The 25710-nt window shown below is 64.1% G+C and carries 30 protein-coding genes; 18 read left to right on the top strand and 12 right to left on the bottom strand.

Translation table 11 applies throughout. From position 1 onward, the window contains the following. Window positions 1-9: 9 nt before the first annotated feature. From G7Y82_RS04350 to G7Y82_RS04390, 9 genes are all read right to left on the bottom strand, one after another. Entirely contained in the window at window positions 10-747 is a 738-nt protein-coding gene (locus tag G7Y82_RS04350; protein WP_168146797.1) for a hypothetical protein, read from the bottom strand. 2 nt (window positions 748-749) lie between these two features. Beyond that, the gene (locus G7Y82_RS04355) at window positions 750-1637 is read right to left on the bottom strand and encodes a recombination-associated protein RdgC (protein ID WP_168146798.1); all 888 of its coding nucleotides are present in this window, start codon (window positions 1635-1637) and stop codon (window positions 750-752) included. Window positions 1638-1738: 101 nt separating this feature from the next. After that, window positions 1739-2224, bottom strand: coding sequence for a single-stranded DNA-binding protein (ssb, locus tag G7Y82_RS04360; RefSeq protein WP_366515611.1), 486 nt, complete (start codon window positions 2222-2224; stop codon window positions 1739-1741). After that, window positions 2224-2619 carry a hypothetical protein gene (locus G7Y82_RS04365; protein WP_168146799.1) on the bottom strand — a complete coding sequence of 132 codons (396 nt, stop codon included), beginning with the start codon at window positions 2617-2619 and terminating at the stop codon, window positions 2224-2226. The genes ssb and G7Y82_RS04365 overlap by 1 nt, the downstream gene beginning before the upstream one ends. Continuing rightward, the gene (locus G7Y82_RS04370; RefSeq protein WP_168146800.1) at window positions 2619-4427 is read right to left on the bottom strand and encodes a YqaJ viral recombinase family protein; all 1809 of its coding nucleotides are present in this window, start codon (window positions 4425-4427) and stop codon (window positions 2619-2621) included. Before G7Y82_RS04370 ends, G7Y82_RS04365 begins: the two co-directional genes overlap by 1 nt. Continuing rightward, window positions 4420-5223: an ERF family protein gene (locus tag G7Y82_RS04375; RefSeq protein ID WP_206370313.1), complete on the bottom strand. Its 804-nt coding sequence runs from the start codon at window positions 5221-5223 to the stop codon at window positions 4420-4422. The genes G7Y82_RS04370 and G7Y82_RS04375 overlap by 8 nt, the downstream gene beginning before the upstream one ends. After that, window positions 5220-5534: a hypothetical protein gene (locus tag G7Y82_RS04380; RefSeq protein WP_168146801.1), complete on the bottom strand. Its 315-nt coding sequence runs from the start codon at window positions 5532-5534 to the stop codon at window positions 5220-5222. The genes G7Y82_RS04375 and G7Y82_RS04380 overlap by 4 nt, the downstream gene beginning before the upstream one ends. After that, window positions 5531-5857 (bottom strand): hypothetical protein, encoded by a 327-nt coding sequence (locus G7Y82_RS04385; protein WP_168146802.1) that lies wholly within the window; start codon window positions 5855-5857, stop codon window positions 5531-5533. The genes G7Y82_RS04380 and G7Y82_RS04385 overlap by 4 nt, the downstream gene beginning before the upstream one ends. Further along, on the bottom strand, window positions 5857-6033 hold the full coding sequence (locus G7Y82_RS04390; protein ID WP_168146803.1) for a hypothetical protein: 177 nt from the start codon (window positions 6031-6033) through the stop codon (window positions 5857-5859). Before G7Y82_RS04390 ends, G7Y82_RS04385 begins: the two co-directional genes overlap by 1 nt. Before the next feature lie 165 nt (window positions 6034-6198). Here G7Y82_RS04390 and G7Y82_RS04395 point away from each other — a divergent pair, with 165 nt between their 5' ends. Continuing rightward, window positions 6199-6882, top strand: a complete 684-nt coding sequence (locus G7Y82_RS04395) for a DUF4124 domain-containing protein (protein ID WP_168146804.1) — start codon at window positions 6199-6201, stop codon at window positions 6880-6882. 83 nt (window positions 6883-6965) lie between these two features. Continuing rightward, a complete protein-coding gene (locus G7Y82_RS04400; RefSeq protein ID WP_168146805.1) occupies window positions 6966-7214 on the top strand; it encodes a hypothetical protein in 249 nt (82 codons plus the stop codon). A gap of 5 nt (window positions 7215-7219) precedes the next feature. Here the strand turns inward: G7Y82_RS04400 and G7Y82_RS04405 are convergent, their stop codons facing one another. Then, window positions 7220-7357, bottom strand: a complete 138-nt coding sequence (locus tag G7Y82_RS04405) for a hypothetical protein (protein ID WP_168146806.1) — start codon at window positions 7355-7357, stop codon at window positions 7220-7222. Between the two features lie 4 nt (window positions 7358-7361). Continuing rightward, on the bottom strand, window positions 7362-8084 hold the full coding sequence (locus G7Y82_RS04410; protein ID WP_168146807.1) for a LexA family protein: 723 nt from the start codon (window positions 8082-8084) through the stop codon (window positions 7362-7364). Window positions 8085-8200: 116 nt separating this feature from the next. On the opposite strand from G7Y82_RS04410, the gene G7Y82_RS04415 reads away from it, so the two are divergent. From G7Y82_RS04415 to G7Y82_RS04490, 16 genes are all read left to right on the top strand, one after another. Then, window positions 8201-8470: a hypothetical protein gene (locus tag G7Y82_RS04415; protein ID WP_168146808.1), complete on the top strand. Its 270-nt coding sequence runs from the start codon at window positions 8201-8203 to the stop codon at window positions 8468-8470. A 16-nt stretch (window positions 8471-8486) separates the two neighbouring features. Beyond that, entirely contained in the window at window positions 8487-8714 is a 228-nt protein-coding gene (locus G7Y82_RS04420) for a hypothetical protein (protein ID WP_168146809.1), read from the top strand. Between the two features lie 7 nt (window positions 8715-8721). After that, window positions 8722-9672 (top strand): phosphoadenosine phosphosulfate reductase domain-containing protein, encoded by a 951-nt coding sequence (locus G7Y82_RS04425; protein WP_168146810.1) that lies wholly within the window; start codon window positions 8722-8724, stop codon window positions 9670-9672. Next, complete coding sequence (locus G7Y82_RS04430; RefSeq protein WP_168146811.1) at window positions 9672-10499, top strand: hypothetical protein; 828 nt, start codon at window positions 9672-9674, stop codon at window positions 10497-10499. Before G7Y82_RS04425 ends, G7Y82_RS04430 begins: the two co-directional genes overlap by 1 nt. Next, entirely contained in the window at window positions 10499-11236 is a 738-nt protein-coding gene (locus tag G7Y82_RS04435; protein WP_168146812.1) for an ATP-binding protein, read from the top strand. Before G7Y82_RS04430 ends, G7Y82_RS04435 begins: the two co-directional genes overlap by 1 nt. 17 nt (window positions 11237-11253) lie before the next feature. Next, window positions 11254-11859 carry a hypothetical protein gene (locus G7Y82_RS04440; protein WP_168146813.1) on the top strand — a complete coding sequence of 202 codons (606 nt, stop codon included), beginning with the start codon at window positions 11254-11256 and terminating at the stop codon, window positions 11857-11859. Then, entirely contained in the window at window positions 11856-12080 is a 225-nt protein-coding gene (locus G7Y82_RS04445; RefSeq protein WP_168146814.1) for a hypothetical protein, read from the top strand. Before G7Y82_RS04440 ends, G7Y82_RS04445 begins: the two co-directional genes overlap by 4 nt. Beyond that, window positions 12077-12571 carry a DUF1367 family protein gene (locus G7Y82_RS04450; RefSeq protein ID WP_168146815.1) on the top strand — a complete coding sequence of 165 codons (495 nt, stop codon included), beginning with the start codon at window positions 12077-12079 and terminating at the stop codon, window positions 12569-12571. Before G7Y82_RS04445 ends, G7Y82_RS04450 begins: the two co-directional genes overlap by 4 nt. Further along, a complete protein-coding gene (locus G7Y82_RS04455) occupies window positions 12568-13176 on the top strand; it encodes a recombination protein NinG (protein WP_168146816.1) in 609 nt (202 codons plus the stop codon). Before G7Y82_RS04450 ends, G7Y82_RS04455 begins: the two co-directional genes overlap by 4 nt. Continuing rightward, a complete protein-coding gene (locus tag G7Y82_RS04460; protein WP_168146817.1) occupies window positions 13160-13555 on the top strand; it encodes a hypothetical protein in 396 nt (131 codons plus the stop codon). Before G7Y82_RS04455 ends, G7Y82_RS04460 begins: the two co-directional genes overlap by 17 nt. A 197-nt stretch (window positions 13556-13752) precedes the next feature. Next, the gene (locus tag G7Y82_RS04465; protein WP_168147134.1) at window positions 13753-14022 is read left to right on the top strand and encodes a DUF4031 domain-containing protein; all 270 of its coding nucleotides are present in this window, start codon (window positions 13753-13755) and stop codon (window positions 14020-14022) included. Window positions 14023-14032: 10 nt separating this feature from the next. Then, entirely contained in the window at window positions 14033-14239 is a 207-nt protein-coding gene (locus G7Y82_RS04470) for a hypothetical protein (protein ID WP_168146818.1), read from the top strand. A 9-nt stretch (window positions 14240-14248) separates the two neighbouring features. Beyond that, on the top strand, window positions 14249-14497 hold the full coding sequence (locus tag G7Y82_RS04475) for a hypothetical protein (protein WP_168146819.1): 249 nt from the start codon (window positions 14249-14251) through the stop codon (window positions 14495-14497). A gap of 29 nt (window positions 14498-14526) precedes the next feature. Continuing rightward, entirely contained in the window at window positions 14527-14766 is a 240-nt protein-coding gene (locus tag G7Y82_RS04480; RefSeq protein WP_168146820.1) for a hypothetical protein, read from the top strand. Window positions 14767-15027: 261 nt separating this feature from the next. Beyond that, complete coding sequence (locus tag G7Y82_RS04485) at window positions 15028-15510, top strand: hypothetical protein (protein ID WP_168146821.1); 483 nt, start codon at window positions 15028-15030, stop codon at window positions 15508-15510. Beyond that, window positions 15507-15836, top strand: coding sequence for a hypothetical protein (locus tag G7Y82_RS04490; protein ID WP_168146822.1), 330 nt, complete (start codon window positions 15507-15509; stop codon window positions 15834-15836). The genes G7Y82_RS04485 and G7Y82_RS04490 overlap by 4 nt, the downstream gene beginning before the upstream one ends. On the opposite strand, the gene G7Y82_RS04495 is transcribed toward G7Y82_RS04490, so the two are convergent. Then, on the bottom strand, window positions 15817-25710 hold the full coding sequence (locus G7Y82_RS04495) for a PLxRFG domain-containing protein (protein ID WP_168146823.1): 9894 nt from the start codon (window positions 25708-25710) through the stop codon (window positions 15817-15819). The two genes, G7Y82_RS04490 and G7Y82_RS04495, sit on opposite strands and share 20 nt — an antisense overlap.

Below are 25710 nucleotides of genomic sequence, written 5' to 3' on the forward strand. Positions count from 1 at the left end.
AGGGTATGGCTACGCGGTTACTTCGCCGGCCGGCTGGTCTGCTGGCTGCTTTGCAGGTTTCTCGTGACCGGCGGCAACTGTGTTGCCGATCCACGACGGCAGGTCTGGGCTGCGGTCGAAGAGCATCGGCATGACGATGCCGACGAGCTCCATGTCTGCGTTGGCGCGTGCCGGAATAAAGAAGATTGGGCCGTTGGCACCGGCATCGGTCATCAGAACCTCGACGCCGGAAAAGCGACTGAACTGCATTGCGCGCATCATTTCGCGCATGTAGACCGGATTCACGACGAATCCGCTCGCCTTGCCGAGCTTGCGGGGGGTGATGATCGACACCCAGTTCGGGAATTTGCCCTCGACGAGCTTCGCGAGTCGGCCGTCGATTACATCGCCTGCATTGCGTACGCCGAAGCGCTTGTCGACGATCTCATCGGGGCGTCGGCGAATGGCTTGAACGAATGTCGGGCCGACAGTCGATTCAACGAAGGACAGGCGTTCGCCTTGCTTTGCGCCCTTCGCCGCATCGGCAGAGAGGTCGACGATGATCGGGCGGGCGCACATGCCGCGCCGGTCAAGGCCGACGAGCAGGCGGTGTCCATCGCTTGCCACAGCGAGAACGCCATCCTGATGCGGCTGCACGAGCACGGCGTTTAAGTAGTAGCGAACGTCGCCGCGCGCGCGAACCATGCTCACGCGCCGGAACAGGTCGAGGTCGATGTTGGCGATTTCGCCGGAGGTGTCTTTCCCCATGATCAGGCTCCGAGTGCTTTGGTGATGGCCGAGAGCAGCGCGCGGCACTCGCCATTGAATAAGGCGAATTCCGCGTCGAACTGCTCTTCGGGGCTCTGCGCCGCGGTGTCTTCGCGCGCCTGTTCGATGTCCTCAAACTTGAGCTTCTTGACCTCGAACTTGTCGGTCAGCACGAAGCTGACGCGGTCGTTCCAGCGCAGGCCGACGCGCGTCGCCAGCTTGCCTTCGCTGATGTGCTTGCAGATTTCTTCGGTGGCCAGCGAATGGCGCAGATAGCGGACGGTTGGCTTGGTCTGGTCATTGCCGCGCAGCTCGCATTCCTGATCGAGCGCAAAGGCGCCCGGCGCTTCGCCGCTGGCCAGCCAGGCGGTCATCGCCGCGCCGGGCGACTGCGACAGCTCCGGCAGCTCGAGGCTTAGCCCATCGACCGCGTCGCGCAGCACCTCGAGCAATTCCTCAGCGCGCGCCGGCGACGACGAGTCGACGATGATCCTCTCGCTCACCGGGTCGATGATCGCGCGGGTATAGCGACGCTTCGGCAGTGCGCGCGGGATCAACTCGGCAACGACCTGTTCTTTGAGGTCGCGCAACTGTTTCCGCCCCGGCTTGAAGCCCTGGCGCTGCTCAAGCTCGGCGGCGCGCTCGTCGACGGTTTGCTTGACGACCGACGACGGCAACAACTTCTGCTCGACGCCGAGCGCGATCAGCATCTGCTGCTCCTGCCCGTAGACAAGCTGCGGGCCAGCGGCGCTCGGTACCCAGCCGCGGCTCTGCGGATTGAGTCCCATGCACGGCAGCAGTGGGTGCTGACTGAGCTTCGCTTCGAGCTCCGCCGGCGTGAGCGTCCACGGGCCTGCGATTCGATAGGTTTGTAGATTTCGGAAGAACATTGATCTATCCGTTTGGAATGGGTGGCCGGGTGCACCTTCACCTCACGACGCCGGCCTTCGCCGCCAAGGAACCCGCAGGCGCGCACGGGACTCGGCGCCCGCTAGAACGGAATGTCGTCATCCTCAAATGGTTGGTCGTATCCGGCGTCCGCCGGCGCTTGTCGCGCTTGCTGGGCCGCTGTCGGCGGCGCCCGGCCGGAAGCTCGGGCATAGTCGTCGGCACGCGCGGCGCGGCCATCGTCGTCGCGCGGTCGGCTGTCGAGCATCTGCAAGTCGCGCACGCGGATCTCGGTCATGTAGCGGTCGACGCCGTTCTTGTCGGTCCACTTGCGCGTGCGCAGCGAGCCTTCGACGTAGACCTTGGAGCCCTTCTTCAGGTACTGCCCGGCGATCTCGCCGAGCTTTCCCGGGAATACGACGCTATGCCATTCCGTCGCTTCCTTGGCTTCGCCGGTCTCGCGGTCCTTCCACGTCTCGGACGTGGCGATCGTCGCGTTGGCGATCGCGTCGCCGCTGGGGAAGTAGCGAACCTCGGGATCCTTGCCGAGATTTCCGATCAGGATGACTTTGTTGATTCCGCGGGCCATCAGCTCTTCTCCTCGTCGATGCCTTCGAAATGCGTCTCGGCGAGGAAGCGGCGCATCATTTCGAAGCCGGTGGCTTCGTTGCCCGTCTGCGTCTTGCGTGATTCCTTCACGAGCCCGTTCACGGTGCGCACGAGTTCCATCGCGCCGGCCAGCGTCGCCTGGCCAAGGCCGACCACCTTGCGGTTGTGGTCCTTCGCCCAGACCATCATGTCGAGCGCGCACTGACGCGCCTCGTCGACGATCTCCTTCTTCTCGCCATCGAGTTCACGCAGCGTGGCCCACAGCCAAACAAGGGTCGGGGCATGCTTGTCGCGCGCGAGCAGAACGAATAGCGGCTCGTCGGGTTCTGCCTTGGCGTAGCAGTCGCAAGGCGCTGGATTGTTCTTCGTGCCCATCACGCCGCCTCCTGCATCGCAGCCGCGCGCTGCAGGCGTGCCGACAGCACGTTGCAGATCGAGACGAAATCCGACTCGGCGTAGAGCTTCGCGTTCTTCTCCGTCGCGACTGGTTCGAAGCCGAGCGATGCCAAGCCTTCGGCACTGATCGACAGCGGCGCGATACGCGCGTTGATGTCCCCGAGCTTGATCCTCGCTCCAGCCGGCTTACGCGCGCCGCCGGCTTGCTGGTGGGCTGCGCCATGGGGGGCTGGCGCGGGGGCATCCGTCACCGCCGGCGCGCGGGCGGTTTCGGCTGCGGGGGGATCGTTGACGGCGCCGAGCGTGCTGATCGGCGCGGGCTCGCGCGGGATCGACTTCTCGACTTCGGCGAGTCGCGCGGCCGCTTCCTCGCGGGCCTTACGCTCGGCTTCTTCGGCAATGCGCTTACGGTCCGCTTCGAGCTGGGCCGCGGCACTGGCGGCCTCTTCCCGGCGGATACGTTCGCGCTCTTCATCGAGTCGCTTCTGCTCCTTCGCCTGGTGCTCGCCTATGCGAGCCTTCACCAGATTGCGCAGGTCTTCCTCGCCCTTCGTCGTCACGAGACTCTGCGCATCCATGAACAGCGTCTCGTAACCAGCCGCTTCGTTGCGCAGCACTTCGAGATTCACGCGGATACGATCGGCGGCTTGGTTGGCCTCGATCTTCGTGCGCGCTAGTTCGGTCTCCAGCGCCTCATTGATCTTCGCGAGCGAAGAGCGGCCTTTGATGACGCCAGCGAAGTCGGCCTCAACGTCGGGCAGGCGGATCTTGCTGCCGAACGTCTTATTGATCGCATTGACGTGCTCGGCAAGCTTGGCTTTCGCGCTCGCAATAGCTTCGGCACGGCGCCGCTCTTTCTCGCTCGCCAGCAGCCTCTCGGCCATCAGCCGGTTGTCACGCACGAGCTTGGCAAGCATGTCCTTGGTGCGCTTCGCTGTGTCGATGGCCGCGATTTGCGAAAGCATCTGGGTCTCGGCCGACTCCAGCGCGACCTCGGCGTTCTTCATCGCCTTGATCTGCATGTCGAGGTCGGCGAAGTCCTGGTCGGTCTTCGGCTCGCGAATCAGCCGGTTTTCGATGAAGTCGCGAAGCGCGGTTTCAAAGTGCGCGAAGTTGTCGCGGACCGCGATCTGCCCGTCGACCTGCACGGCGACCGCGGGCAGGGCCGTGACAGCCGCAGCGACCACGGCCGGCGTGGTGGTTTCGGGGACATACGCAGCAACGTCCTTGTCGAACTGCTCCCACGATGCGCGTAGCTTCACGATGTCAGCCTGCACCCGGTCTCGTTCGATAACGAGGCTTGCGGTCCCGCTTTCGGTGCCGTCACCAACGAGGTAGACGCACGTCGTCGCCTTCTCGCAGATTGCGAACTGCTGGACGATCTGCCAGTAGTCCACGGCCGGGATCACATTGCGCTGGACATCTGCAATCTTCGAAGCGTTGGCCTGCTTGCCTTCGAAGATGATTTCCTCGTCCATCGACACGCCGTCGAAGGACGCGCCGAGATAGCCGTCGTCGGAGATGGCCACAACCGGGAAGAGGTCTTCTCCGGTCATCGTCTCGGCCAGAGCGCGCAGCGCCGGCTCGACTTCGTGCCCGCGGTCGAAACGCTTCTGCGTCGCGGCGTCGATTTCTTCCTCAACGCCCGTCGCTTGACGGCGGATGAGCTGAGCTCGCGTGACATAGGGCGAGACCCCCATCATCGCCGGCGCGTCGCTGGCGTTGCGTGTTTTTGCACGATGGGTGCGCCACTCCGGCGTGCCCTGCAGGACGTGGATTTCACGCATTGATGTTCTCCTTGGGTTTGGCGAGCGCGTGGATCGCCTTGCGCTGTTCTTCGGTCAGCGTGGCCTTCAGGCCCACGCGGGCGATGATCTGAGCAGGCGTCTTTTCGCTGTTCTGGACGAGCTTTTCCCACGCTGGCAGGTTTGCCTTGAAGGCAGCCGCGTCGTACTCGGGCTTTTCGGGCTTGGCATCGGCGCGCTGGCGCTCGGGCTGCGGTTCGGCGCGCGGGTTGTCGCGACCGCCGTTGCCGTCATCGTCGTCGTCCTGCTCGGCGAGGCCGGTCGCCATCTTGAAGGTGTACTTTTCGAGGTAGCTCACCGTCGAGGCGCGGGCCTGAATTGCGTTCTTTGCGCCGCCCACATCCGGCGGGCCGCCCATGCTCACCTGTTCGCTGTGTCCGTCGGCGTGCGTAATGACGCACGCGACCTCAATCCACGCCGGCTCATCGCGCAGAATCTTCCACGTCACCGACAGATCGGCTGCGGACAGTGCCGGTGTAGCGGCGTTCACGAAGTCGGAGAGCTTGGCGTAAGCCGTCCCGCGCAACGGTCCCTGCTCGACGGCCTGCGACCGCAATACGGGGACGTGCTGCGCGCGGAATTTCGCCATCGCGGCGTGAAACGCTTTCTTGGCCTGCTGAGCTTCCCAACGCTCTTGCAAGGCCATGAACTTCTCGATCGTTTCGAGCGGGTGGCCTTTCTCAACAGCCGCGCGCAGGAGTTCAGCCGGGAGGAATGCTGAAGCCTTCACGGTCCGAATCGGCTTCATTTCGGCGACGGGCTGGATGGCGGCGCTCACTTCATCATCTCCGCGGCGGCGAGCGCCTGCTCGACGTAATCGGGCGTGTGCGCGTTCTCCATGCACATGCGGCGAACCGCCTGCACGAGCTGCGCGTTCACGAACTGAAGGTCGTGCCGGTGGTCGCGGACTTCGCTGAGCGCGCGGTACAGCACGTCGGCGCGCGAGCGCTCGATGCGAAGGTCTGCACGCAGGTTGGTCAGCGTTTCGACGTCGACGAGCACGGTTGGCTTGTGCTCGGCGGGCGCGCTACGTTCGGCGGGCGGGGTGAAGGGCTTCAACGCCGCCTTGATGACGGGATGAACGCTCATGCGAACTCACCCAGCCGGTGCATGCACTCGGGATCGTGGAGGAACAGCGAGCCGTCATCGCGGCGCACGTAGCAGACCTCGCTGCTGTTACGCGCACCGCCGGACGAGAACACCGGCAAGCCGTCGACGATCTCGACCTCGGCCAGGTGGTAGAGCTCGAGCGCGGCGTCGGTGAACGTCGGCTGCGGATCGCTGAGCACGTTCGCCTCGCCATCGATGACGACGTAATCAGCCGGGCTGATCTGGTGGCGGATGCGGACATCGGCCGGCACGGCGTTTCCGGCGCGCTCAACGCGCATGCCTTTGATTTCGAGGGCGCGCATCACACGCCCCCATTGCGGCGCAGCCGCGTCATGAGGTTGTCGTCGGCCGGCAGGTCCGGGTCGCAATAGACGACCGGGCGGGGCGGGAACTTCGGGGCCGGCGCCGGACGATCGACCGCCATGCGGCGCGCCGAGCGGCGACGGAAAACGGATGTGAGGCGGGACAGAAGAGACATAGCACCCTCCTTGTTGGGTGGGTGAATAGTGCCTATGAGAAACTTTTAATTCAATATCAAATAGAGACTAAAAATAGTATCTATATGAGACTTAAAGAAATTTAGTTGCTCGGCGCCGGTTGCGGCGCTACGGTTATGCCGATCTCTGCAGGGGGAGATGGGGAGATGAGCCGCATCATCGTTGCCTGTGCATGCTTGTTGTTGAGCAGCCAGGCACTTGCGCAGACGGTCTACAAGTGCAAGAACGCGAATGGCACGATGTCGTTTCAGCAATCTCGATGTTCGAGCGCGAAAGGACAGGTCAGTGCTGCATTCACAGGTCGCGGCGGGATGGCAACCGTCGATAGCTCAGCCGCAGCGGACACGGAACGTTACGAGCGCATGAGAAGCGCAAAGCGTCAGGCGCGTGCGCGACAAGACGTGGAATGGGCTGAAAGCACGATGACAGAAAGCGCCATTGCTCAACGCAACAGGGACGAAGAGGATGCGCGTCGTGCGCGCATCAGCGCAGGGTCACTGACGCATCGAGGGATGCACACAGTGCCGCGGGCTGAATTCCCAAACTCATCAGCGACTTGGCAGAAAGAAACTCCACCGACTTGGGATGATGAAGACGGCGGACGTCGACGTGCGGCGAATATTCCACCATCCCCGCCAGACGACTCGCTGCAAGAAAGCGATCGGCATTCATTCGTCGACGCGAATGGAAACACATATACCCCAAACGACAATGGATATTTCAGCGCGACGGGAGGCGGGCAGTTCTACGACAAGGGGAACAATCGGTACTACAGTCCGCAGAACGGGGCCATTTGCACCCAGCAACTCAATGAGATGAATTGCCAATGAGCGTGACGGGTCGGATGCGCGCCCTGCTGGCAGCACAGCGATCGCCTCTACGCTCGTTGCCCAGTAGGACGGGAGGATGACCTATGAGTGATGGACGCCGCGACGAGGCGCTGCTGTTGGTCTCAACCCAGCTTTACGGTCTCACTGCGGTGGTTCGAGCGATGATTGCGACACATCCGCAACCGGAAAAGGTGCGTCTTCTTTTTGATCAACTTCTGATGCAGATGCTTGCGGATCCCGTGTACCTTGGCGATAAGAAGAACGCGCAGGCCTTGAGGGAGTTCGGGGAAGCCGTATTTCAGCCTTCACTAAGGCTTGATACTGAAGATTGACGGCCTCAAAGATCGTGGCTTTGCTTGTCATTGCCATCATCCGGAAGGTGATGGTTCATCATCCGCTCTGCAATCCATGCTAGGCCATAGTTCAGCGCGAAGACGCCGACCCCGCAGACCACGATCTCGAAGAGCGTTTCCATGCGATCAGTATCGATCCCGCAGGATCTTCTCAACCACAACGCCGACGAACGTTGCCGGCCGCGTGACCTCGATCGTTGGGTACTCCTTGTTCAGCGGCTTCAGGTACTGGCGATCGCCGTCCACCTGTAATTGCTTGAACGTGGCCTGCGATTCATTTTCGAGGCGCACCACCACGTAGTCGCCGCTGCGAGGTTCGCGCAGGTCAGCGCGCTTCACGATGATCAGGCACCCCGGCGGAAAACTGCGTGGGTTATCCGGATCCCACATTGAGTCGTTCTCGACGCGCAAACAGACCGCCTCTTCCGGGCGCAAATCGTCGCTGGTATCGATGTATTCGTATTCGCCTGGCGGCAGAAAGTAGTCGTGAATGTCAGAGAAGCCGCCAGCCTTCACCCAACTGATGATCGGTATGCGACCGCGGCCCCGTGGCAACGCGCGCACTTCCTCGAACGTCGTGTCGATGATGCGGCTTTTGTCCTCAATGGCGTCGACCACTTTGCCATGCTTGTGATCGAGCCAGTTCCGGGGCTTACCTGAAACCTCTTCAATCCGCCGGGCCAAGTCGTCGCCGATGTTGCGGGCGCCTTTCGCATCCTTGTTCAAAATCTTCGAGACGTAGGACTGCTGCACCCCAATAGCCGCCGCCATTCGGGTTCGTTTACCGCCAAAGACTTCCGTGAGAATTCGATTGCCGTTCTCGCGGCGGATGTCATTGATATCTTCCATCCTAAAAGTAAAACACTATGTCTCTCAAAGAGATATGAACACGGAGAAACTATTCTTCTGGTCAAATAAATCTCTATGAGATATTTTTAAGGCTCTGACTGACATCAGGGTCTGACATGGCCGCATTCGATTTCCGCGCATTCTGGTCGTCGCTCGACGACCTGGGACGCGCCAAGCTCGCTCACAAGGCTGAACTGAGCGTCGCCTACATCTCAACCGGGCTCATCTCGTCCCGGAAAGTCCCGCGTCCCGCCAGCGTCCGGCGCCTCGCCGCGGCCTGCTGTGCGCTCGGGAAGAAGGTGACGGAGCAGCAGCTCTATCTCTACTTCCACGAACGCCACCTGGAGGCTGCGGCTGAAAAAGAACCGCTGCGCGCGAATGGATAGCTCGACGAACGTGAATATGGAAACCGTCGAGTTCGCGCTCGCGGAGCCGTCACCGCTCGGGAAGTGCAGCTTCGAGACCAAAGTGAGCTTGCCCGAAGCCATCGACGATGACCTGCAGATGTTGGCATCGGCGGCCGGGATGACGAAGAGCGCATATATCCGGGAAATCATGGTCGAGCACTGTGTGGGCCGGGCTGGTGTGCTCAGGTTGAACCAGCAGCGCCGCTTCGGCAGTGCGAGGTGAGGCCGGAATGTCTCCCTCGACGGTGCATCACATCATCAACGTCTCAGGCGGTAAAGACTCAACCGCCACGTATCTGCTCGCTCTGGAACGCCTGAAAGGCAACTTCCACGCGGTATTCGCTGATACCGGAAATGAGCACGAGGCGACGTACGAGTTCGTCGAGTGCCTGCATGAGCGCACTGGTGGCCCCAAGGTTGAGATCGTGCGCGCTGATTTTTCGGCTGACCTGCTGCGTCATCGCGACTACATCCTGCGCGAATGGCCAAAGCAGGGAATTCCGCAAGAGAAAGTCGAGCGCGCCGCAGCGCTACACGAGCCGACCGGTAATCCATTCCTCGACCTATGTATCAGCAAGGGCCGCTTTCCGAGCCGCATGGCGCAGTTCTGCACAGCCGAGCTCAAGCAATGGCCGATCACCGATCAGATCGTGCTACCGGCGCTGCGCAAAGGACCGGTACTGCAGTGGTTGGGCATCCGAGCCGACGAATCGCCGAATCGCGCAAAGCAGCCGCGCTATAACCGCGACGATTCCGGCGCATATCTGTGGCGGCCGATCTTCCGCTGGACGGTCGCCGACGTCTGGGCGCAGCACCGCAGGCATGGCCTGGCGCGCAACGCGCTCTATGACCAGGGCATGACGCGTGTCGGCTGCATGCCGTGCATCAACTGCCGGAAGGATGAACTGCGATTGATCGCACTGCGCTTCCCGGAGCACATCGATCGCATCAGGCAATGGGAGGAAATCGTCAGCACCACGAACAAGCGCAGCAGCGCGACATTCTTCCCAGCGGTGACCGACCCGATGGATGTTGAGCGCCCAGGCTCTTACTCCCGCATCGACACCATTGTCGAGTGGAGCAAGACCGGTCGTGGTGGACGTCAGTACGCGATGTTCTTCGATGATCAGGCCGGCGGCGGTTGTTCGAACGAACAGGGCCTGTGCGAGAGGGCTGCATAGTGGCGCGCATTCGCACCGTTAAGCCCGATTTTTGGAAGCACGAGGGGCTTTCCAGCCTTCCGGAGGCGACGCACATGCTCGCCGCCGCGCTACTGAATTACGCCGATGACGAAGGCTATTTCAATGCGCATCCCGGGCTCGTGAAAGCCGAGTGCTGCCCATTGCGTGAGCCCTCAGTGAGTGTTCACGACAGCATCAGTGCGCTCGCATGTATCGGCTATTTGAGGCTCGGGACTGGAAACGACGGCCGCCGATACGCGCACATCGTCTCATTTGACGAACATCAGCGTGTGAATCGCGCAACGCCTAGCAAGATCAAGGACTTGGCCATTCTATGGGATGACGCCGTGAGCGCTCACCCACAACTCAGTGAGCCTTCATTGCCGGAAGGGAAGGGAAGGGAAGAGGAAAAGGAACAGGGAAGGGAATATGCGCCGAGCTCCGCTGACGCGGCCTCGCCGCCGTCCCACGTGGAACTTGACCCCCTCGAATTTTCGCTGGCCCCTGAAGAGCCGCCGCGGCTGGAAGTGACGCCCCCCGTCATCACGCTCCCGACCAACACCGGCGCCGACTACGGCATCACCGCCGAGCTTGTCGCCGACTGGCAACGCACCTATCCCGCCGTCGACGTCATGGCGGCGCTGCAGCGCATGCGGGCGTGGTGCAACGCAAACCCGAAGCTGCGCAAGACCTCGTCGGGGATGCAGCGCTTCGTGAACAACTGGCTGTCGCGCGAGCAAGACCGCGCCGGCGTCAGGGCGCCGCCACGCGCCGGCCCCTCGCGCCTGCAAACCCCTGACCCTGGTACCGAGTACGGAGACCTGTGATGAACGGAATCGTTTCGCTCGGCGAAGCCATGCCAATGCGCCCCCACACGACGCAGAAGTGCGAGCAGCACGGCGAGTACCCGTCGTACCGCTTCGCCGGCCGCCAAACCGGCTGCCCGCGCTGCGCCGACGACAAGCTCCGCAAGGACCAGCACCTGCGGAACGTTGCGCTGGAGGCCGAGCGCTTTGCGGCCCGTCTGAAGCAGGTCGGCATTCCGCCGCGCTACGCCGATGCGCACCTCGACGAAGTTGATCAGGCCGAAGCCATCCGTGCGTGGTTGCGCGCGGCGCGCGCCGGCAAGTCGGGTGCGCTGGTGGTGCTCGGGCATACCGGCACCGGCAAGACGCATCTCGCCTGCGCTGCGGCGCGATACGCCATCGAGCAAGGCATGGCGGCGCGCTACACCACCGTGCCCCGGTACTTGCGCCAGATCGCAGAGACGTGGGGCGTGCGTGGCGTCACCGAGCGCGCCGTACATCAGCCGTTGGTCGACGCCGAGCTGCTGGTGCTCGACGAACTCGGCGCGGGCCGCGCCGGCGAGAACGACACCTGGCGCGTGCACGACCTGATCGCCGATCGCTACGACGAAGCCCGTCCGACGATCCTCATTTCAAACCTCACACCGAATGAGCTTCGCGCCGTGATCGGCGATCGGGCCTACGACCGCATCCGCGAGGACTGCGTGCAGATCAACCTCGTCGGCGAATCGCGGCGCGCCCCGCCGCAGCGTCGCTGACCGCACCGGAGAGCCACATGGGAACTGCAGAGCCCCTGAGCACCGCAGCCGCCGCAGCACGCCGAGACACCGGCATCCAGCGCGCCGGCGAGCACGCCGATCGCGTGAGTCCGGATTGGATCGCCGAGGCGGCACGCTTCATCGCGACGTACGCGGAGACGCATGTCGACTTTCTCGCGGAGGATGTCGTCGCCGCATCGGCCGGCATCATCGCGCCGCCGCCGGACGGTCGCGCCTGGGGTGCCGCGCTGCGCCGCGCCGCGGCAAACGGAGTGATCGAGAAGTTGGGCTACCGGCCGGCGAAGACGTCGAACCTGTCGCCCAAGGTCGCCTGGGGCTCGCGCGTGCTGGACCTGCACGCTGCGTTCGGCGAAACCGAGTGGAAGAAACTCGGCCGCCAGTACATTCGTGCCTTCCGCTCCAACGTCGCGCGCGAGGCCTTCGAGACGAATGCGCTGACCATCTGGGCATCGACGCGCGGCTGCCCGGCGCCGCAGATGTTTCGCTGGTGGTCGGAAGCGCTCGAGGCCGAAGGCCTGCACCTTGAGCACCAGCGCGGCCCGAACTGCGGGAAGTGGGTGACGAAGCCCTGCTGCGCCGAGTGCGCGGAGTCGCACGCATGAGGGCCGGCAGCCTCGGGAACCCCGCAGTCGGTCGCCGCAACGGCGCCGCGAAGCTCACCGAAGATGCGGTGGTGGCCATGCGCGCGGAGTGGAAGCCGAAAGGCCGCGGCCGCCGCCGGCACGAAGGCCCCGGCATCAAGGATCTGGCCGCGAAGTACGGCGTCAGCTTCTACGCGGCGTGGTCGGCGCTGCACGGCTATACGTGGGGGCATGTCCCGTGACCAAGCGTGCAGCCGATGCGGTCTATGCCCGCGTGACGGACGACGGCTCGTTCGTCGCCGCCGATCAGATCAGCCGCAACCACCTGCGGCGCAAACGCATCCGTCGCAACGCGCTCGTGCGTCTCGTCGTCAGCCAGCCCCGCGATTATTCGCAGTGGAAGAAAGCGCACGGCCTGGGCACCTACATGGCGATCAATCTCGACGACTTCGACCAGTTCGTGATGGAGAACGGCAAGGTCGATTCGCACGGCGCACTGAAGAAGCTTCAGGCGCTGAGCGGCGTCGAGTGCGACGAGTACACGGTGACGGTCGAGGGCGGCATGCAAGCGATCGTGCGCGTGCCGCGCAGCCTTGCGTTCGACGAGATGGACGAGACGATGTTTCAGGCCGCCTACAAAGGCTTCTGCGACTACCTGATCCGCACGTACTGGCATGACCTCGAGCAGTGGCAGATCGAAGAGGCGTCTCGCCTTGTGGGAAGTGGATCATGAAGGCCGCCAAGATCAGGAAGTGCCGGAACTGCGGCACACCTTTCGAGCCGCGCAGCAGCATGCAGATCGCCTGCAAGCCGGCGTGCGCGCTGGACCTCGTGCGCGAGAAAGCGCAGAAGGTCGAAGCGCGTGCGCGCAAGGCGGCGCTCAAAGCCGTGCGCGCCGAGAATCGGGCGGCCAAGGAGCGCCTGCGCACGCGTCGCGACTGGATCAAGCGCGTGCAGGTGGTGTTCAACCGGTTCATCCGGCTCCGCGATCAGCACCAGCCCTGCATCTGCTGCGGCCGTCCCCTGGGCGGCGGCGCGCTCACCGGCGGCGGATACGACGCCGGGCACTACAGGTCGGTCGGCAGCGCGCCGCATCTGCGGTTCGAAGAGATGAACGTTCATGCGCAGCGCAAGGACTGCAACCAGTTCGGCGCCGGCCGGGCAGTCGATTATCGCCGCGGGTTGATCGCGCGAATTGGCGTCGCCGAAGTCGAGCGGATCGAACGTGACGAGACCCCACGGAAATACACGATCGACGACCTGAAGGCGCTCGAGGCCACGTACAAGCAGAAGGTGCGCGAGCTGCAGCGCGGGGGGCGGCATGGGCCGCACGGCTGAAGCAGAGCGCGAAGCGTTCACGCGCGAGGTCGAGGGCGTGCAGCTCCTGCTGCCGCTCAGCAGGCCTCCCGCCGATATCGCCGGCGGTGTCTGGATGGCGTCGCTGTGGGCGGTGCGCCGTCGGCGCCACCGCCGCGGCCGACCGGAGCCGGTGAAGCAGGAACAGCTCGCCCTGAAGCTGCGCGTCGTCTACATGAGCCGCGGCTCGCGCCGGCCCTGCTCATACCCGTTCGAGATGGTCGAGTACGCGCGAAAGCTCCGCGGCTTCGAGTTCACCTACAAGGAAATCTCGGCGGAGCTGCAGCACAAGTTCAAGCGCCCGGTGCCGTGGATCACGGTGCGGGATTGGGTGAACTCCTATTACCGAATGCGGAGGTGAAAGATTGCGATGCGTACGTTGAACCGACCGATGCTTGTAATCGCCAGCGTGTTTTTCATGCTTGACGTTCCACTGGTGCTGGGCTGGTTACGGGGAGAGTTTCCAATTTTTTGGACGACGGCAGGGGCTGCGCTTTTCCAGATGACGGGGAGTGGACTCTCATGCCTGCTGCTTTCATGGCTGATGCGGGCAGAGCGATGACCGTTTACGTCGACAACATGAAGGCTGCTTTCGGTCGGATGGTGATGTGCCACATGGCCGCCGACACGACCGAAGAACTGCTAGCCATGGCCGACCAGATCGGCGTGGCGCGCAAGTGGATTCAGCGTGCGGGAACCTGCTACGAACACTTCGACATCTGCATGTCGAAGCGGGCGCTCGCTGTGCAGGCCGGTGCCGTGGAGTGCTCGATGCGCGACATCGGACTTCTGATTCGCAGGAAGCGCGAGGCAGTGCACGCGAGCTGAAGGAGAAATCATGAGCGAACAAACGTTGACGAAGGCTGAGTGGATCGACCGCTGCGCCAAGCGGTACAGGGACGTCGGCGGCCTGTCTGAAGACTTAGCGAAGTCGGCAGCCGAGGTGGCCTATGAAGTCGAAGATGAAGACTGGGGGCCGCGCGGCGACCCGGAAGAGGCAGCGGACGAAGACATGAGCTGCTGGGACGACGATGGCGACCAATAGGCACGAGCAATGACTGAAAAACTCTACGCAGAGCGTGACGTGATCCAGCAGGCCGACCACTACTTTCGGCACGTCATGGCGATGACTGCCGAAGGCCTGCACAGCAAAGCCGACGTCGCCGCAGAACTGGCGCATCGGGATATTGAAATCGAGCGGCTGCGCGCGGCGCTGGAGAAGATTGCATGCCGCTCTCAGGATGACTACTTGCTGTGGTGGCAAATTGAGGCGCGCGACGCATTGAAGCCCAACTCAAATTAGAGCGCTGCGCGGCCAAAAAGGAGACGACGATGTACGAACCGTATGATGAGAAAGCAGCCAGCGCCGAAGACCGCGTTGCTTGGGCACTCTGCCAGATCATTGACGACGACGCGCCGATGCGGTGGACCCGCTACCGCGGCGTTGCCAACTGCATTGCCGCGATCCCATCGGTGATGGCAGACCTGCAAGAGCTGCGCGATCAGAAGCGCTCTAATACCAGCTTAACCGGCGGCTGCGCCGCCCAGGAAAAACCCGATGCAGACCGATAAGCCAGCGGGCGGCGTAGCCGTCCGCGTTGAAGCTGATGTTGGAGCGCGCTACAAGCACGGCTGCTGCGTCGACAAGGCATGCAAGCCGACGACGTGCATGGAACTGCCCACTGGCCGGACGTGCGGCGACTGCGTGGGACTGAAACGCTGCGTAGCCTTCGGCGTGACATACCCGGCTCGCACAAGCTGCGACTGGTTCCCGAGGGCATTCCGAGAGCGCTCCAACTCTCAGGTTGAGGCGCGGGTGCGGAGCGCAGCGGAGTGACCATCGCACTGGAGCGCGTTGTTGGGTCTCTGCATACTGATCTATGTACCCGCGCCGCGCGGTGGCTCCGCCAGAGCGTTGGCTGCGGCGTGGTGATAAGTGAGATGGTCAGCGCCGCAGGCGAGATACCTGACGCGATTGGATGGCGTTACGGCGAGAGCGTGCTTGTAGAGGCGAAGGTTTCGCGCTCCGATTTTCTGGCCGACCGGAAAAAGCCTTGGCGGTTGTCTCCTGATACCGGCATGGGGGATTGGCGATTCTTCCTGACACCGGCTGGACTGCTGTCGCCGGCCGAAATACCAGACGGTTGGGGTCTGATCGAAGTTGACGGCGCGCAGATACGACGAACACATGCAGTACCGAAAGGGAATTGCTGGCCCCAGGCCCCGAACCGTGGGAACAAACGGGCGGAAACGATCTTGTTGTGCAGCGCACTGCGCCGCGCGAACAAGGGGCCCAACACCAGCTTAAGACGATGACGAACAACACGAAGCCCCCAACACAAGCCGTCGGCGTCTCCGGCATCGATGCGCACGGTTCCATGCAGGCGACGTCGGAGCCAATGCGCTCGCCGCACGGTGTGCTCATGGCGGGCTCGCGCGACGCCGGGTTTCAGGCGTTCGTGTACGCGCGGGCCGGGCGGCCTGGGCCGGCAACGCCCGCGGGCACCGTCGAAGCGGTGTTCGGCCTGATCGGCGCATCGAACTGGTCCGATCTGGGCAAGCCCGAATGCGCGACGGCGTTCGTTGCGCTGCTCAAGGCGTATGCCGCCGGCGGCCGTTCGGTCAGCGGACCGCTTCCGTAACCTGCTCCCGCAGCCCCTTCGGCGCCGACTTGATGAATCGCTGCGAGCGGGTCATCTGCATCTCTTTCACGCGCCGCTGAATCTGCGACGGCTGGATGATGATGCGCGAGTCTGGGTTGCGCGCGTTCCAGCGCATGAGCCGCGCCCGCGCGTTGTTCACCTTGTCCTGATCGCGCTCGAAGATGCCCTGTGCCCACTGGTCGGCGATCTCCGATGACGTCGCGCGGTTGAGCTCGATGTCCTGTCGCTGCACCTGCATGGCGCGAGATTCGCGCGCCACTTTCTCGGGGTTGAAGCCGATCGCCTTGGCGACTGAGTCTGCTACGGTCGTGTCGATGACGCGCCGGCCGCGCTGGTCTTTGTAGTAGCCGAGCTGCGCCATGAGATAGCCCTGCAACATGTTCTCCAGCGCTCCAGGGATCAAGTTACGAGCCGTCTCACCGACATCTCCTGATAGCGCACCAGCAGCGGCGTTGCCGTAATTTTCAGCTAGCCGACCAATGGGGCCGACGGCCTCTGCAATCTCTCTGCCCTTGTCCTTCTGCGATTTCAAGCCGATGCCAGTACCGGGGATGAGGTTCTGCATGCCGAGGCGGCCCTGCACGTCGATCGGCAGGAACGTCGACACACCGTTCTGCACGAAGTCGGTCGCCTGACTGCCGAAGATCGGCGTCAGCAGTGAGCCAATCGCCTTGGCGCGTTCCTCCTTCGTGTTCCACGACAAGCCCAAGCCCTGCGCGATCGTGTCGATCAGGTCGTCGAGGTCGTCAGCGCCGGGCAGTCCGTTCGCGCCGGCGGCGAGGAAGAGCACGCCGAGCGCCATCGCGCGCTGCTGGCGCGGCAGACGCTTCAGGAACTCGAGGTACGAGATGCTGTACTGCTTGAACGTGAACAGTGTCGCGCCCACGGCGCCGCGCGCCCAATTCGGCCGGTTGCCGCGGTTGTAGACGCCCTGGGTCTCCTGTACGGCCTTCACCGCGAAGGCGTAGGCGTCTGGGACGCCGGCTTTCTCGAGCTGGTCCGGCGACAGCGTGCGTCCGATCTGGTACGCGGCGGCGAACGTCGAGCGGCGGTTGAACTGCTCGGCCAGCGCAAACATGCGTCCCCACACCACGAGCGCCTTGCGGCCGACGGTGCGCGCGGCGTCGAAGCGTCCCCAATCGCCTTCTTTGCGCATGGATGCCGCAGACAGCTCGTGGATCTGGTGCGGCTCGACCGTACCGTCCTTGATGGCACGCATCATCGCCGCGCGCAGGCCGGCATCACGGATCGCGCCCGGCCGCTGCACGGCGACGCGCATGCCGGCCGTCAGTTCCTTGCCGGCGCGGCCAGCGCCCCACTGCGCAAGGTAGGGCAGCGTCATCGTGACCGGCTGGGTCATGTTCACCATCGCCGACGCGACCGAGCCGCCGAGGAAGTTGAAGAACAGGAACGAGCGCAGCCCCTGCGCTTCCTCGCGCGGGTTCTGGATGTACTGAATCAGGCGGCCGGCCTGCTTCTGCACGTCGCCCTTGTCCTTGGGGATCGCTGCCCACGCCTTCGTCATTTCGCCCATGTGCAGGTTCGACGACGCGGCCCGTGCGTTGCTGGTCAGGAACTGCGCGAGCACGCGCTTCAGGTCCGGGTTGTAGCCCTCGATGCCCTTGCGGTGGATCAGTCGCTTCAGCGCCGACCGGTTGTTCTTGGTGAGCTTCAGGTATTGCTGGAACGCCTCGTCCTTATCCATGCCGGTGACGCCGGCAAACAGTTCCAGCGTCTCGGGTGTCATGCCCTTGAACATCTGGTAGGTCTCGTCGTTCACGACGCCGGTGCTGACGGTGTCGTTCGGGTACTGCTCGCGCATCAGGCGCTCGACGCGGTTGCGCTCGCCGGCGGTCTCATACATCCCGAAGTAGACCGTCTCGCCGGCCTTGTTCGTGACGTGCAGTGAGTATTCGCCGAAGCGCATCAGCGGCGCGTAGCCCTCCGCCATGAGCTGACGCACGCGGCCGATCTTCTGATCGAACTGCGTCGCGATATCCGGCGCCGCAGCGGCGAGAATGTCGCGCGCCGCTTCAAGCGTGTCGGCGGCGGCAGCCTGGCGCGCCACGGCATCCGAGATGCCCGGCCGTGCCAGCTTCACCATGTCAGTGATCGCGACGTCGCTCAGGCTCTTGTTGATCGCCGCGCGCGCCTGCCGGTACAGGCGGACCTGCTTCGGGTTCAGCTTGAACCGGTCGCGCAGTTCGGCATCGGTGAAGACCTTCTGATCGTCGAGCGTGCCGCGGAAGATGGCATCGGCGACCGGCTTCAGGTCGCGCGGACTCGCGCCAGACTTGGTCAGATCGCCGAACGTTTCGAAGCGCGGCAGGATTTCCTGCGCGGCATCGGCGGCACCGAGCGCATAGCGCGAAACATCGGTGAGGTATTCCTGCGTGCGGTTGAACACGCGGCCGAAATCCTTGTCGACCTGAGCCTTGTGGTACTGCGTGCCGACCGTCTCGTGCCACCAGCGGTTGAACGTGCGGCGCGTGTCGAGGAAGTCGCCGAGCTTCTGGCGCACGTCGGCGATCGACTGCGGCGCGTTCGCGTCGGCCAGCGAGAACAGCGGACGATCGGCTTGCGCGACATCTGCCGCGGTCTTATATTCAGTACCGAGGCTCCGCGCTGACTGAACCACCTTACCCAAGTAGAGGGGACCGGTCGTAGTCAGTTCGGGGCCTTCGTCGTTTCGCACGTAGCGCAGCAGGCCGCTATCGGCCCACGCTTTGAAAGTCTTCTCGGCGTTTTCCTTGCTGTAGACACTCGCGATGCGGTTCACCACCGCGCGGCCGCTCTGCTTTCCGATGTGAACAGCGGCGATCACCGGATTACCGATGCGATCCGCGAGCTCAGTCACCACCACGAGGCCCGTATCGCCGCGTTCCGATTGGAAAACCGCGAGCGGATCGTAGAGCTGCGATGGCAGGCGCTTCAGCATCTCCGGCGTGATACCGAAATCTTTGTGCTTGCCCTCCTGCGTCTTCTGCAGGGTGCTTGCGATGACTTCGATTTGCGCGGACGGCGCGCCGAGCGCGCGCAGCACCGGCGGGGTGTCGCCGAGTAGAACGGTGTCGGTCGGTCGCACCTTGCCGGCCTGCCACTCGTCGACCATCTTCGACATGCGCCGCTCAGCTTTTTCGAGCCAGGTGTTGGTTGCGAGCGACGCATCGACGGTGGCAGTGGCCGTGGCTTCGCCGCCGTTCATCACGCGGCGCAGGCTCGCCACGATCATGCTGCGCAGATCGTTGTCGTTGAGCTGCACTCGCCAGCCCTTCGACCAGAGGAAGCGCTTCACCGCCTGCACGAGTCGCTGGAACCACGACGCATTGAGCGCATCGCCGGTTTCGCCGACGTGCGCGATGACCTCGCGTACGAACCGATCTTCACCCGGCTTCAGGTGACGATAATTCCGCTCGACGCGATTCCACGCGCTCGTGACGCCCGGTTCGCGCGCGGCGCGCATGCGGCGCACGTCGTTCAGCAGGCGGGCGTAGTTCTCGTCGCCGACCATGGCCTTCAGGCCGTAGTGCTCGCCGATCTCGTGGAGCAGAAGCGACGTCGCATCCTCAGCCTTCGAGTTGTCGGCCACGAGGAATGCCCGTGAGCCGTCGTACAGGCCGCGAATCCGGCGCGGATCGGCCTTGCTCTTCGCGGCGCTGCGCTGGATGTTCTCCGGCAGGTCGGTGACGCGCTGCACGACGTTGAGGATTCCGCGATCGATCAGGGACTGCACGCCGGCGGCGCCGAAGCGGTTGTCGAGTTCGGCACGGATCGCCTTCACGGTCGACGCGCGAATCGCGGCGGCGAGTGGGGAGAGACGGAAATCGGGATCGCTGGGCGTCGCGGTGCTTCCGGCCGGCTTCTCGATAACCACCATGCGCGCCGAGACGCCGGTGTTCACCGGCAGCGACGGGTCGAGGAAGGTGCCTTCAGCCAACTTCTCGTCGGAGCCGCCGATCTCAACCAGCCAGTCGCGGAATTCGCGCGCCTGCTTCGTGTCGCGGAAGAACGCACCTTCGCCCATGATCGCGACGAGGCGGCCGCCTGGCTTCAACAGGTCGTACGCATGCCGGACATGCTGCATGTCGCGGCCATCGCTGAAAGGTGGATTCATGATGATGCGGTCGTAGCCGCTATTGACCCCGCGCTTCTCAACGCCGGTCAGGTCGTCACGATCCACCCATTCCGATTCGCGCGCGGTCTTGCCTTCTGGAACGAAGCCCACACGGCCGGAACCCATGCCACCGCCGCCGCGCATCACGCCTCGACGCCCGTCGGTATGCTGGAATACATCGCCGTAGGTGAAGGAGCTGCGCGGCTCAAACTTCAGGAAGTCGGCATCCCAGGCGAAGTGGTAACCCTTGGCTTCCAGCAATTCGCGACGGTTTGCTGAAATCTCGATCACATCCGGCTCGGCGCCGGCGGCGCGAATGCGGTCAGCGATGTGGCCCATGCCGGCCGAGGGTTCGAGCACCGCCATGTCCGGCTGGATGCCGGCGGAATCGATCATCGCATCGGCGACGCTCGCCGGCGTCGGGAAGAAGTCGAGGCCATCGTTTGCGCGTCCGACCATCGACCGTTCGAGTTCCTTGACACGATCCGCTTCCTGCGCCTGCTCGCGTAGGCCGATGAGTTCGCGCAGTGCAGCGCGGTATTCCGGCGCCGTCTCGATCCCCATACGCGACAGCGCGGCGAGTCGATCGCGTGCGGCGACGAACTGCCACGGTGCCTGCACGTCGCGGCGGCCCTTGAGCTTGTCGACTAGTTCGGTTGCGAATTCCCGCTTCAGCGTGATGCGTTTGTCGCCGTCTCCTTGCCAGATCCCGCGGCCGATGGCTTCGGCAGGGGACATGACGATCGCGTTCTTGCCGCGGCCAAGCGGCATTACGATGGCCTTGCCGCGCAAGCCGCTCCGTTTGATGGCCCGCTCGGCATCCTCGCGGTTCGCGAAGATCGCGCCGGTGCCGTCCTTGAACGCGAACGGCGCGACCTTATGGAAGTTCTCCTTGGCGAACTTCGTGTACTCGGCGCTGACGTCGTCGGCCACCTTGGCGAGCTTCTGCGCGATCTGCTTGAAGCCATTGACTTCCTCTAACTGGCGGGCCAGCGCCGCGAGGTCGGAGCGGAACAGGGTGAAGGCAGGAAAGTTCGCGTATTCGACGGTATCGTCCGTCGCCGGTTGTCCTTGCCTCTTCAACTGCTCGCCGTAGCTCTCGTACTTCGCGCGCAACTCGTCGCCCTTTGCGCTGCGCAGCGCCGCTTCCAGCATCTCGACCTGCGATTTGGTGCGGACGCGATCCAGAAACTCCGCACGGCCGTCGGCGATTGCCTGCGCAATGTTCCGCATCGTCTTCGCGAGCGCTTGGTCGGCACGCGCGGCACCTTCGGCGCTGGCGGCCATACGCGCGCGGCGCGCGGTGTTCGCCTTGCGCTCGACGGAAAGCGCTTCCTCGGCGCGTGCTTTGAGCCGGTCAGCCATCTCGTTCAGGCGCTCGACGGCGGTTTGCGAGCGGTCGTCTTCGAACGCATCGCGGCGAGCCTGGGCGGCTTCCCGCGCCTGCGTGGCATCGCCGTTCGCGAGTTTCACGAACGCTTCAGCGGTTGTGCGCTCACGGAACTGAAAGCCCGGCACTGCTCCGCGGCCACGGAATGCTGAGTAGTAGCCGCCGAGTTTCTTCGCGCCGGCGTTCAGCGTTTCGTAGTCCTCGCGCGGCACACGCTCGGCGAGTTGTACGACGAACAGGTCATGACCTTTCTGCGTGTGCTTCGTCTCGATGATCTGGCTGTCGACCTTCTGGCCGGCGACGTGCACCGCGCGCTGCTCGTCCTTCCGATCGGCGCGACCGGCGTGCGACTTCTCAGCCGCGAGCCGGTCGTATTTGGCGCGCTGCTCGGTGCTGAGCGTCAAGCGCGCATCGCGCAGCGGCATGCCCTCTGCGATCTTGGCGCGCATCGCAGCGTTGAACTCGTCCAACGTCTTCGGGTTCTTCACTGCCTCGCGCGCTGCCTCGCGCTGGCTCGCCGCTTCGTCGCGCATCGCCTTCAGGCTGGCTGCATATTCGGCCAGCGATTCGGCAGTCTGGCCGTTGACCAGCGCCTTGAGGGCATTGAGCTTGTCGGCTTCGTACTTGGCGCGCTGGCCCATGAAATAGCTGGTCGGGCCGTAACTCTTGCCGAGTGCGAACGCGTCGCGCATCGACGCGTAGACTGCCTCAACGATGTCCGCCTTCTTGTCGTTCTTGTAGCGCGCCTGAGCGTAGCCACTGAGACGGGAAAGCAGGGTGTCCTTGGTTTTCTTAGACAACTCAGTCTTGACTGACGCCGGGTCATCGACGAGGCCGGCGAACGCGGCCTTGTATTCATCGACCCTGAGTGAGCCGTCGTGCAGCTTCTCGATCGCCGTGTCGGCGCGGGTGAAGGGTGTGCCATCCGGCACGCGATCTGCGTCGGTGAGCCCCTCTCCGTTTTTTGCGTTCACGGCGTCGACGACGCTTGAAAGCGGCGCGCCGGTCGGCGTCGGCCGCGCGGGGCGTTCGGTCTTGTAAGCGGCGCCGAATTTGTACCAGACACCGCCGAGTTTGAATTCGCCGCGAGTATGTGAAACTCCCTCGATTTCGCCAGTCTCCGGGCGACGATGCTGCCCGTTACCGGCACGCACGTATTCGCCGCGCTGGAACGTGACTGTCTCCATGCGATTCGTGTCGCGGTTCAGGCGTTCGACCGTGAAGTTATCTCGCATTTTAGTGGGGGCGGGCTCGGTACTTTCCTGCTGCGACTGTGACGCCGGCACCGGCTTTGGCTGTTTGACAGGGTTCGGTGCCGGAGCGGCGGATGCCTTCGTCGCCTTGCCCTTGAAGCCTTCCGACTTCTCGACCTTCTTGCGGAATGCCGCCAGGTTCTCGGGCGTGTTCAGAACCTTGAAGCGGCCATCGCCGGGTACATTGAATCGCACGTAGCCGATGCGATCGCGCAGCTTCGGGAGGGTGTCGGTTTCCCGCGCGGTGATCCAGAGCAGCGCCTTTCTAGCCGAATCCCCGTTACCGGCGGCCTTCCGGCGCTGTTCCTTCATCTCGTACATGATCTGGCCGTAGGTGGCCGCAGCTTCAGCATCTTCCGCTGGCTTCGTCGCGTCGATCTCCTTCAACAGCGCTGCCTTCGCCTCGCGCGGATTGAACCCGGCCGTCGCGGATTTCTTCGCGGCGGCATCCACGACCGTCGCCGTCGCCGCCTGTTGCTGTGTGCCGGTGCGAGTTTCGTGCGCGGCGTCGGTGGTCGGCGTCAGAACTGGCCGATTGCCTGATTCGCTGCCGGCGGCACCTGCCGACGCTTTTTCTTGCCCTTCGGTGGCTGGGCCGCGCCCGCGGCGCGCGCCGGCGGGAACGGCGGGGCCTGGTTCGGTAACTTGCGGTTGGCCGGCATTGCCGGAGGTGACGCTTTGCTTTTCTTCGGTGGGAACATTGCTCTGGGCTCCGTTGGGAGAAGTGAGGACTTTCGGGCGCAGGGCATAGCCGCCGTCGACCGGCACCACGTCGTGCGTTTCTTTCTGGCCAGCGCGCGCGCGGGCAGCGCCGGCGGCCAGCTTTGAAGGGAAAGGCGTGCCATCGGCGCGGCGGATTTCCGTCGGCGCAGCCGTGGTCGGGGCGGCATCCGCAGCAGGCGTCGTGACGGCCTGTCCTGCCGGGTTTGTCGCCGCCCCTTCCTCGGGTGCCGCTTTCGCCTCGGGTTGTGCATTCGGTGCGGACAGCGCCTTGTCTAGCGCACGCAGGGCTTCGGCTCGGGTTGCAAAGCCTTTGAGTGTGCCGATGCCGTCCCTATTCGGTACGACGAACCACTTTCCGCTCTTGATCGCGCGATCGACAATTCCGCCGCGCTCGGGATCTTGATTCGTTGCTAGTCGGCCGGGCGAGGACTCCGTCCAGCCGTCGGGCAGTGAATTGTCTTCGGCCGCCCCTTCTGGGGCTGGCTCTTTTACGTCCCGCGCTACAGGGGCGGCGCCTTCGGTCGGTTTGCCATCGGTGGTCGTCAGTGTAGGTGAGGGCTGGGGCTGGGCACGTTCCACAGATACAGGCGCTGCGCCAACGGGCGCAGTGGTTCCGGCACGATCACCATTCCTCCCCGCTTGACTCTGTCCGGTGCTGTCAGTGCCGCGTTGAACTGATGCGCCTCCCGCCGCGTCAGCACTCGGTCGCCCATTGCCTGCCGCAGCCATTTCGGGAGTGCTGATTTCGCCATTGGTGGCCTCCTGCTTGCGCGCCAGCACGTAGGTGTTCTTGTCGAGCCGGCGCACGTCCCACGTGTCGGAGTCATCGAGCTTCTTGCGGAACACGTTGGCTGCCAGGTGCGAGCGCCACGGGTTGCCGTCTTTCGGATTGCGCAGCTCGGTCGGCGGCGCCTTGATACCAGTGGCACGGCCGCTGACCGCATCGGCTTGGGCACGCGCCGCCGCCGCGGCGTCCGCTTCTGCGTAGGTCTGCCGCCGGAGGCCATCGGCGCCCTGCACCAGATCGCCGCCCGGCTTCTGCGTAGCCGGCGAGGGGAGCGCCTGCTGCGCCGGCGGCGCACCGGCCGGAATCGGCCCGCGGACTTCTCGGTATTCGCCGTCGATCGGTTCGTCCGCCGCCGGCGGCGGCGCTGGCAGCGCGCGCGGCTGGCGTGCGGCGGCATCGGCGGCCTGCGTCATCCGCATCGACGTCATCATGCCGTCGTACGCGTCGTTCACCGCGGCGCGCTGATCCTCGTCTGCCTGCTGCTGTTTCTGCAGATCACGGAACTCGCCGCCGAGCGACTTGGCGCGGCCCTTCGTGGGCTGAACCTGTTCGTCCAGCACCGGCTGGCCGGCCTGCGCCGCCGCATCGGGATTGAGGCCGACAGCTTTCGTCAGCGGCCCTGCGGCCGGCTGCTGCGCGGCTTGGGTGAGGTCGGCGATATCCGCATGCCGCTGCATTTCCTGCGCGGCGACCGGGTCGACGGTCTCTTGTTTCGTCCCACGGGACGACATCACGTGTCCCGCCAGACCAAACGGTGCCAGCAATGCCGTCATGCCGAGCGTAGGGGCAACCGCCTCCTTCGCCGCCTCCCAAGGGGAAGTCTGGTCAATACCGGCATTTTTCTCGACGGCGGCCTCCCCATAGTTCTGCCCCATTTCCGTGCCGGTTTCGACAGCGGCTGTCTTGGCCAGACTCTTGAGGTAAGGCTTCAGAATGCCCTGCTCTGCACCCTTGGCGGCGCCACCAAGCGCTTTGCCGGTCACATCTGCGAACTTGCCAAGGTAATGGCCACCGATGGTCTCGCCGGCTCCTTCGATTAAGCCCGTACGATCAGCGGCGCGCTCGGCTTCAGCATCGGACAGCCCCGCGGCTTTGGCTTTGTTGAAGGTGTCCTGAGCCTGAGACAGACCGAAAGACACGCCACCCGCAATTTCGGGCGCCAAGTTGGGGACGACGCCCGGAGCGACGCGGGCGGTTGCGGCGAGCGGCAGCATGACGCCGATCGACGGCGGAATCTGGCGCGCACCACTGGCCAGTGTGTTGGTGATGAAATTGTGTTCGTCCGGGTGCGGCTGCAAGTCAGGGCGTTCCCCCCGCTTGGCGGCCGCGTCGGCAATGCGCTTGCCGAAGCGCGCAACAGCGCTATCTGGCACATTGAGTTTGCGGGCGCCGTACTGCAGTCCCTGCCCGATCATCTGCGGCAATTCAACTTCCGCGCCGGCCTTGAGCTGGTTGCCGATCTCCCCGACGGGAGAGCGGTTCACTTCCTCATCCGTAGCCCCATCGAATGACGTAAATCCCGACGGCGCAGGGTCGAGCGTGCCGCTAAAGGCCGAAAATCCCTTTGGCGCCGAATCGTCTGCCAT

The organism is Solimonas marina (genome assembly GCF_012241385.1).
Classification (GTDB): Bacteria; Pseudomonadota; Gammaproteobacteria; order Nevskiales; family Nevskiaceae; genus Solimonas; species Solimonas marina.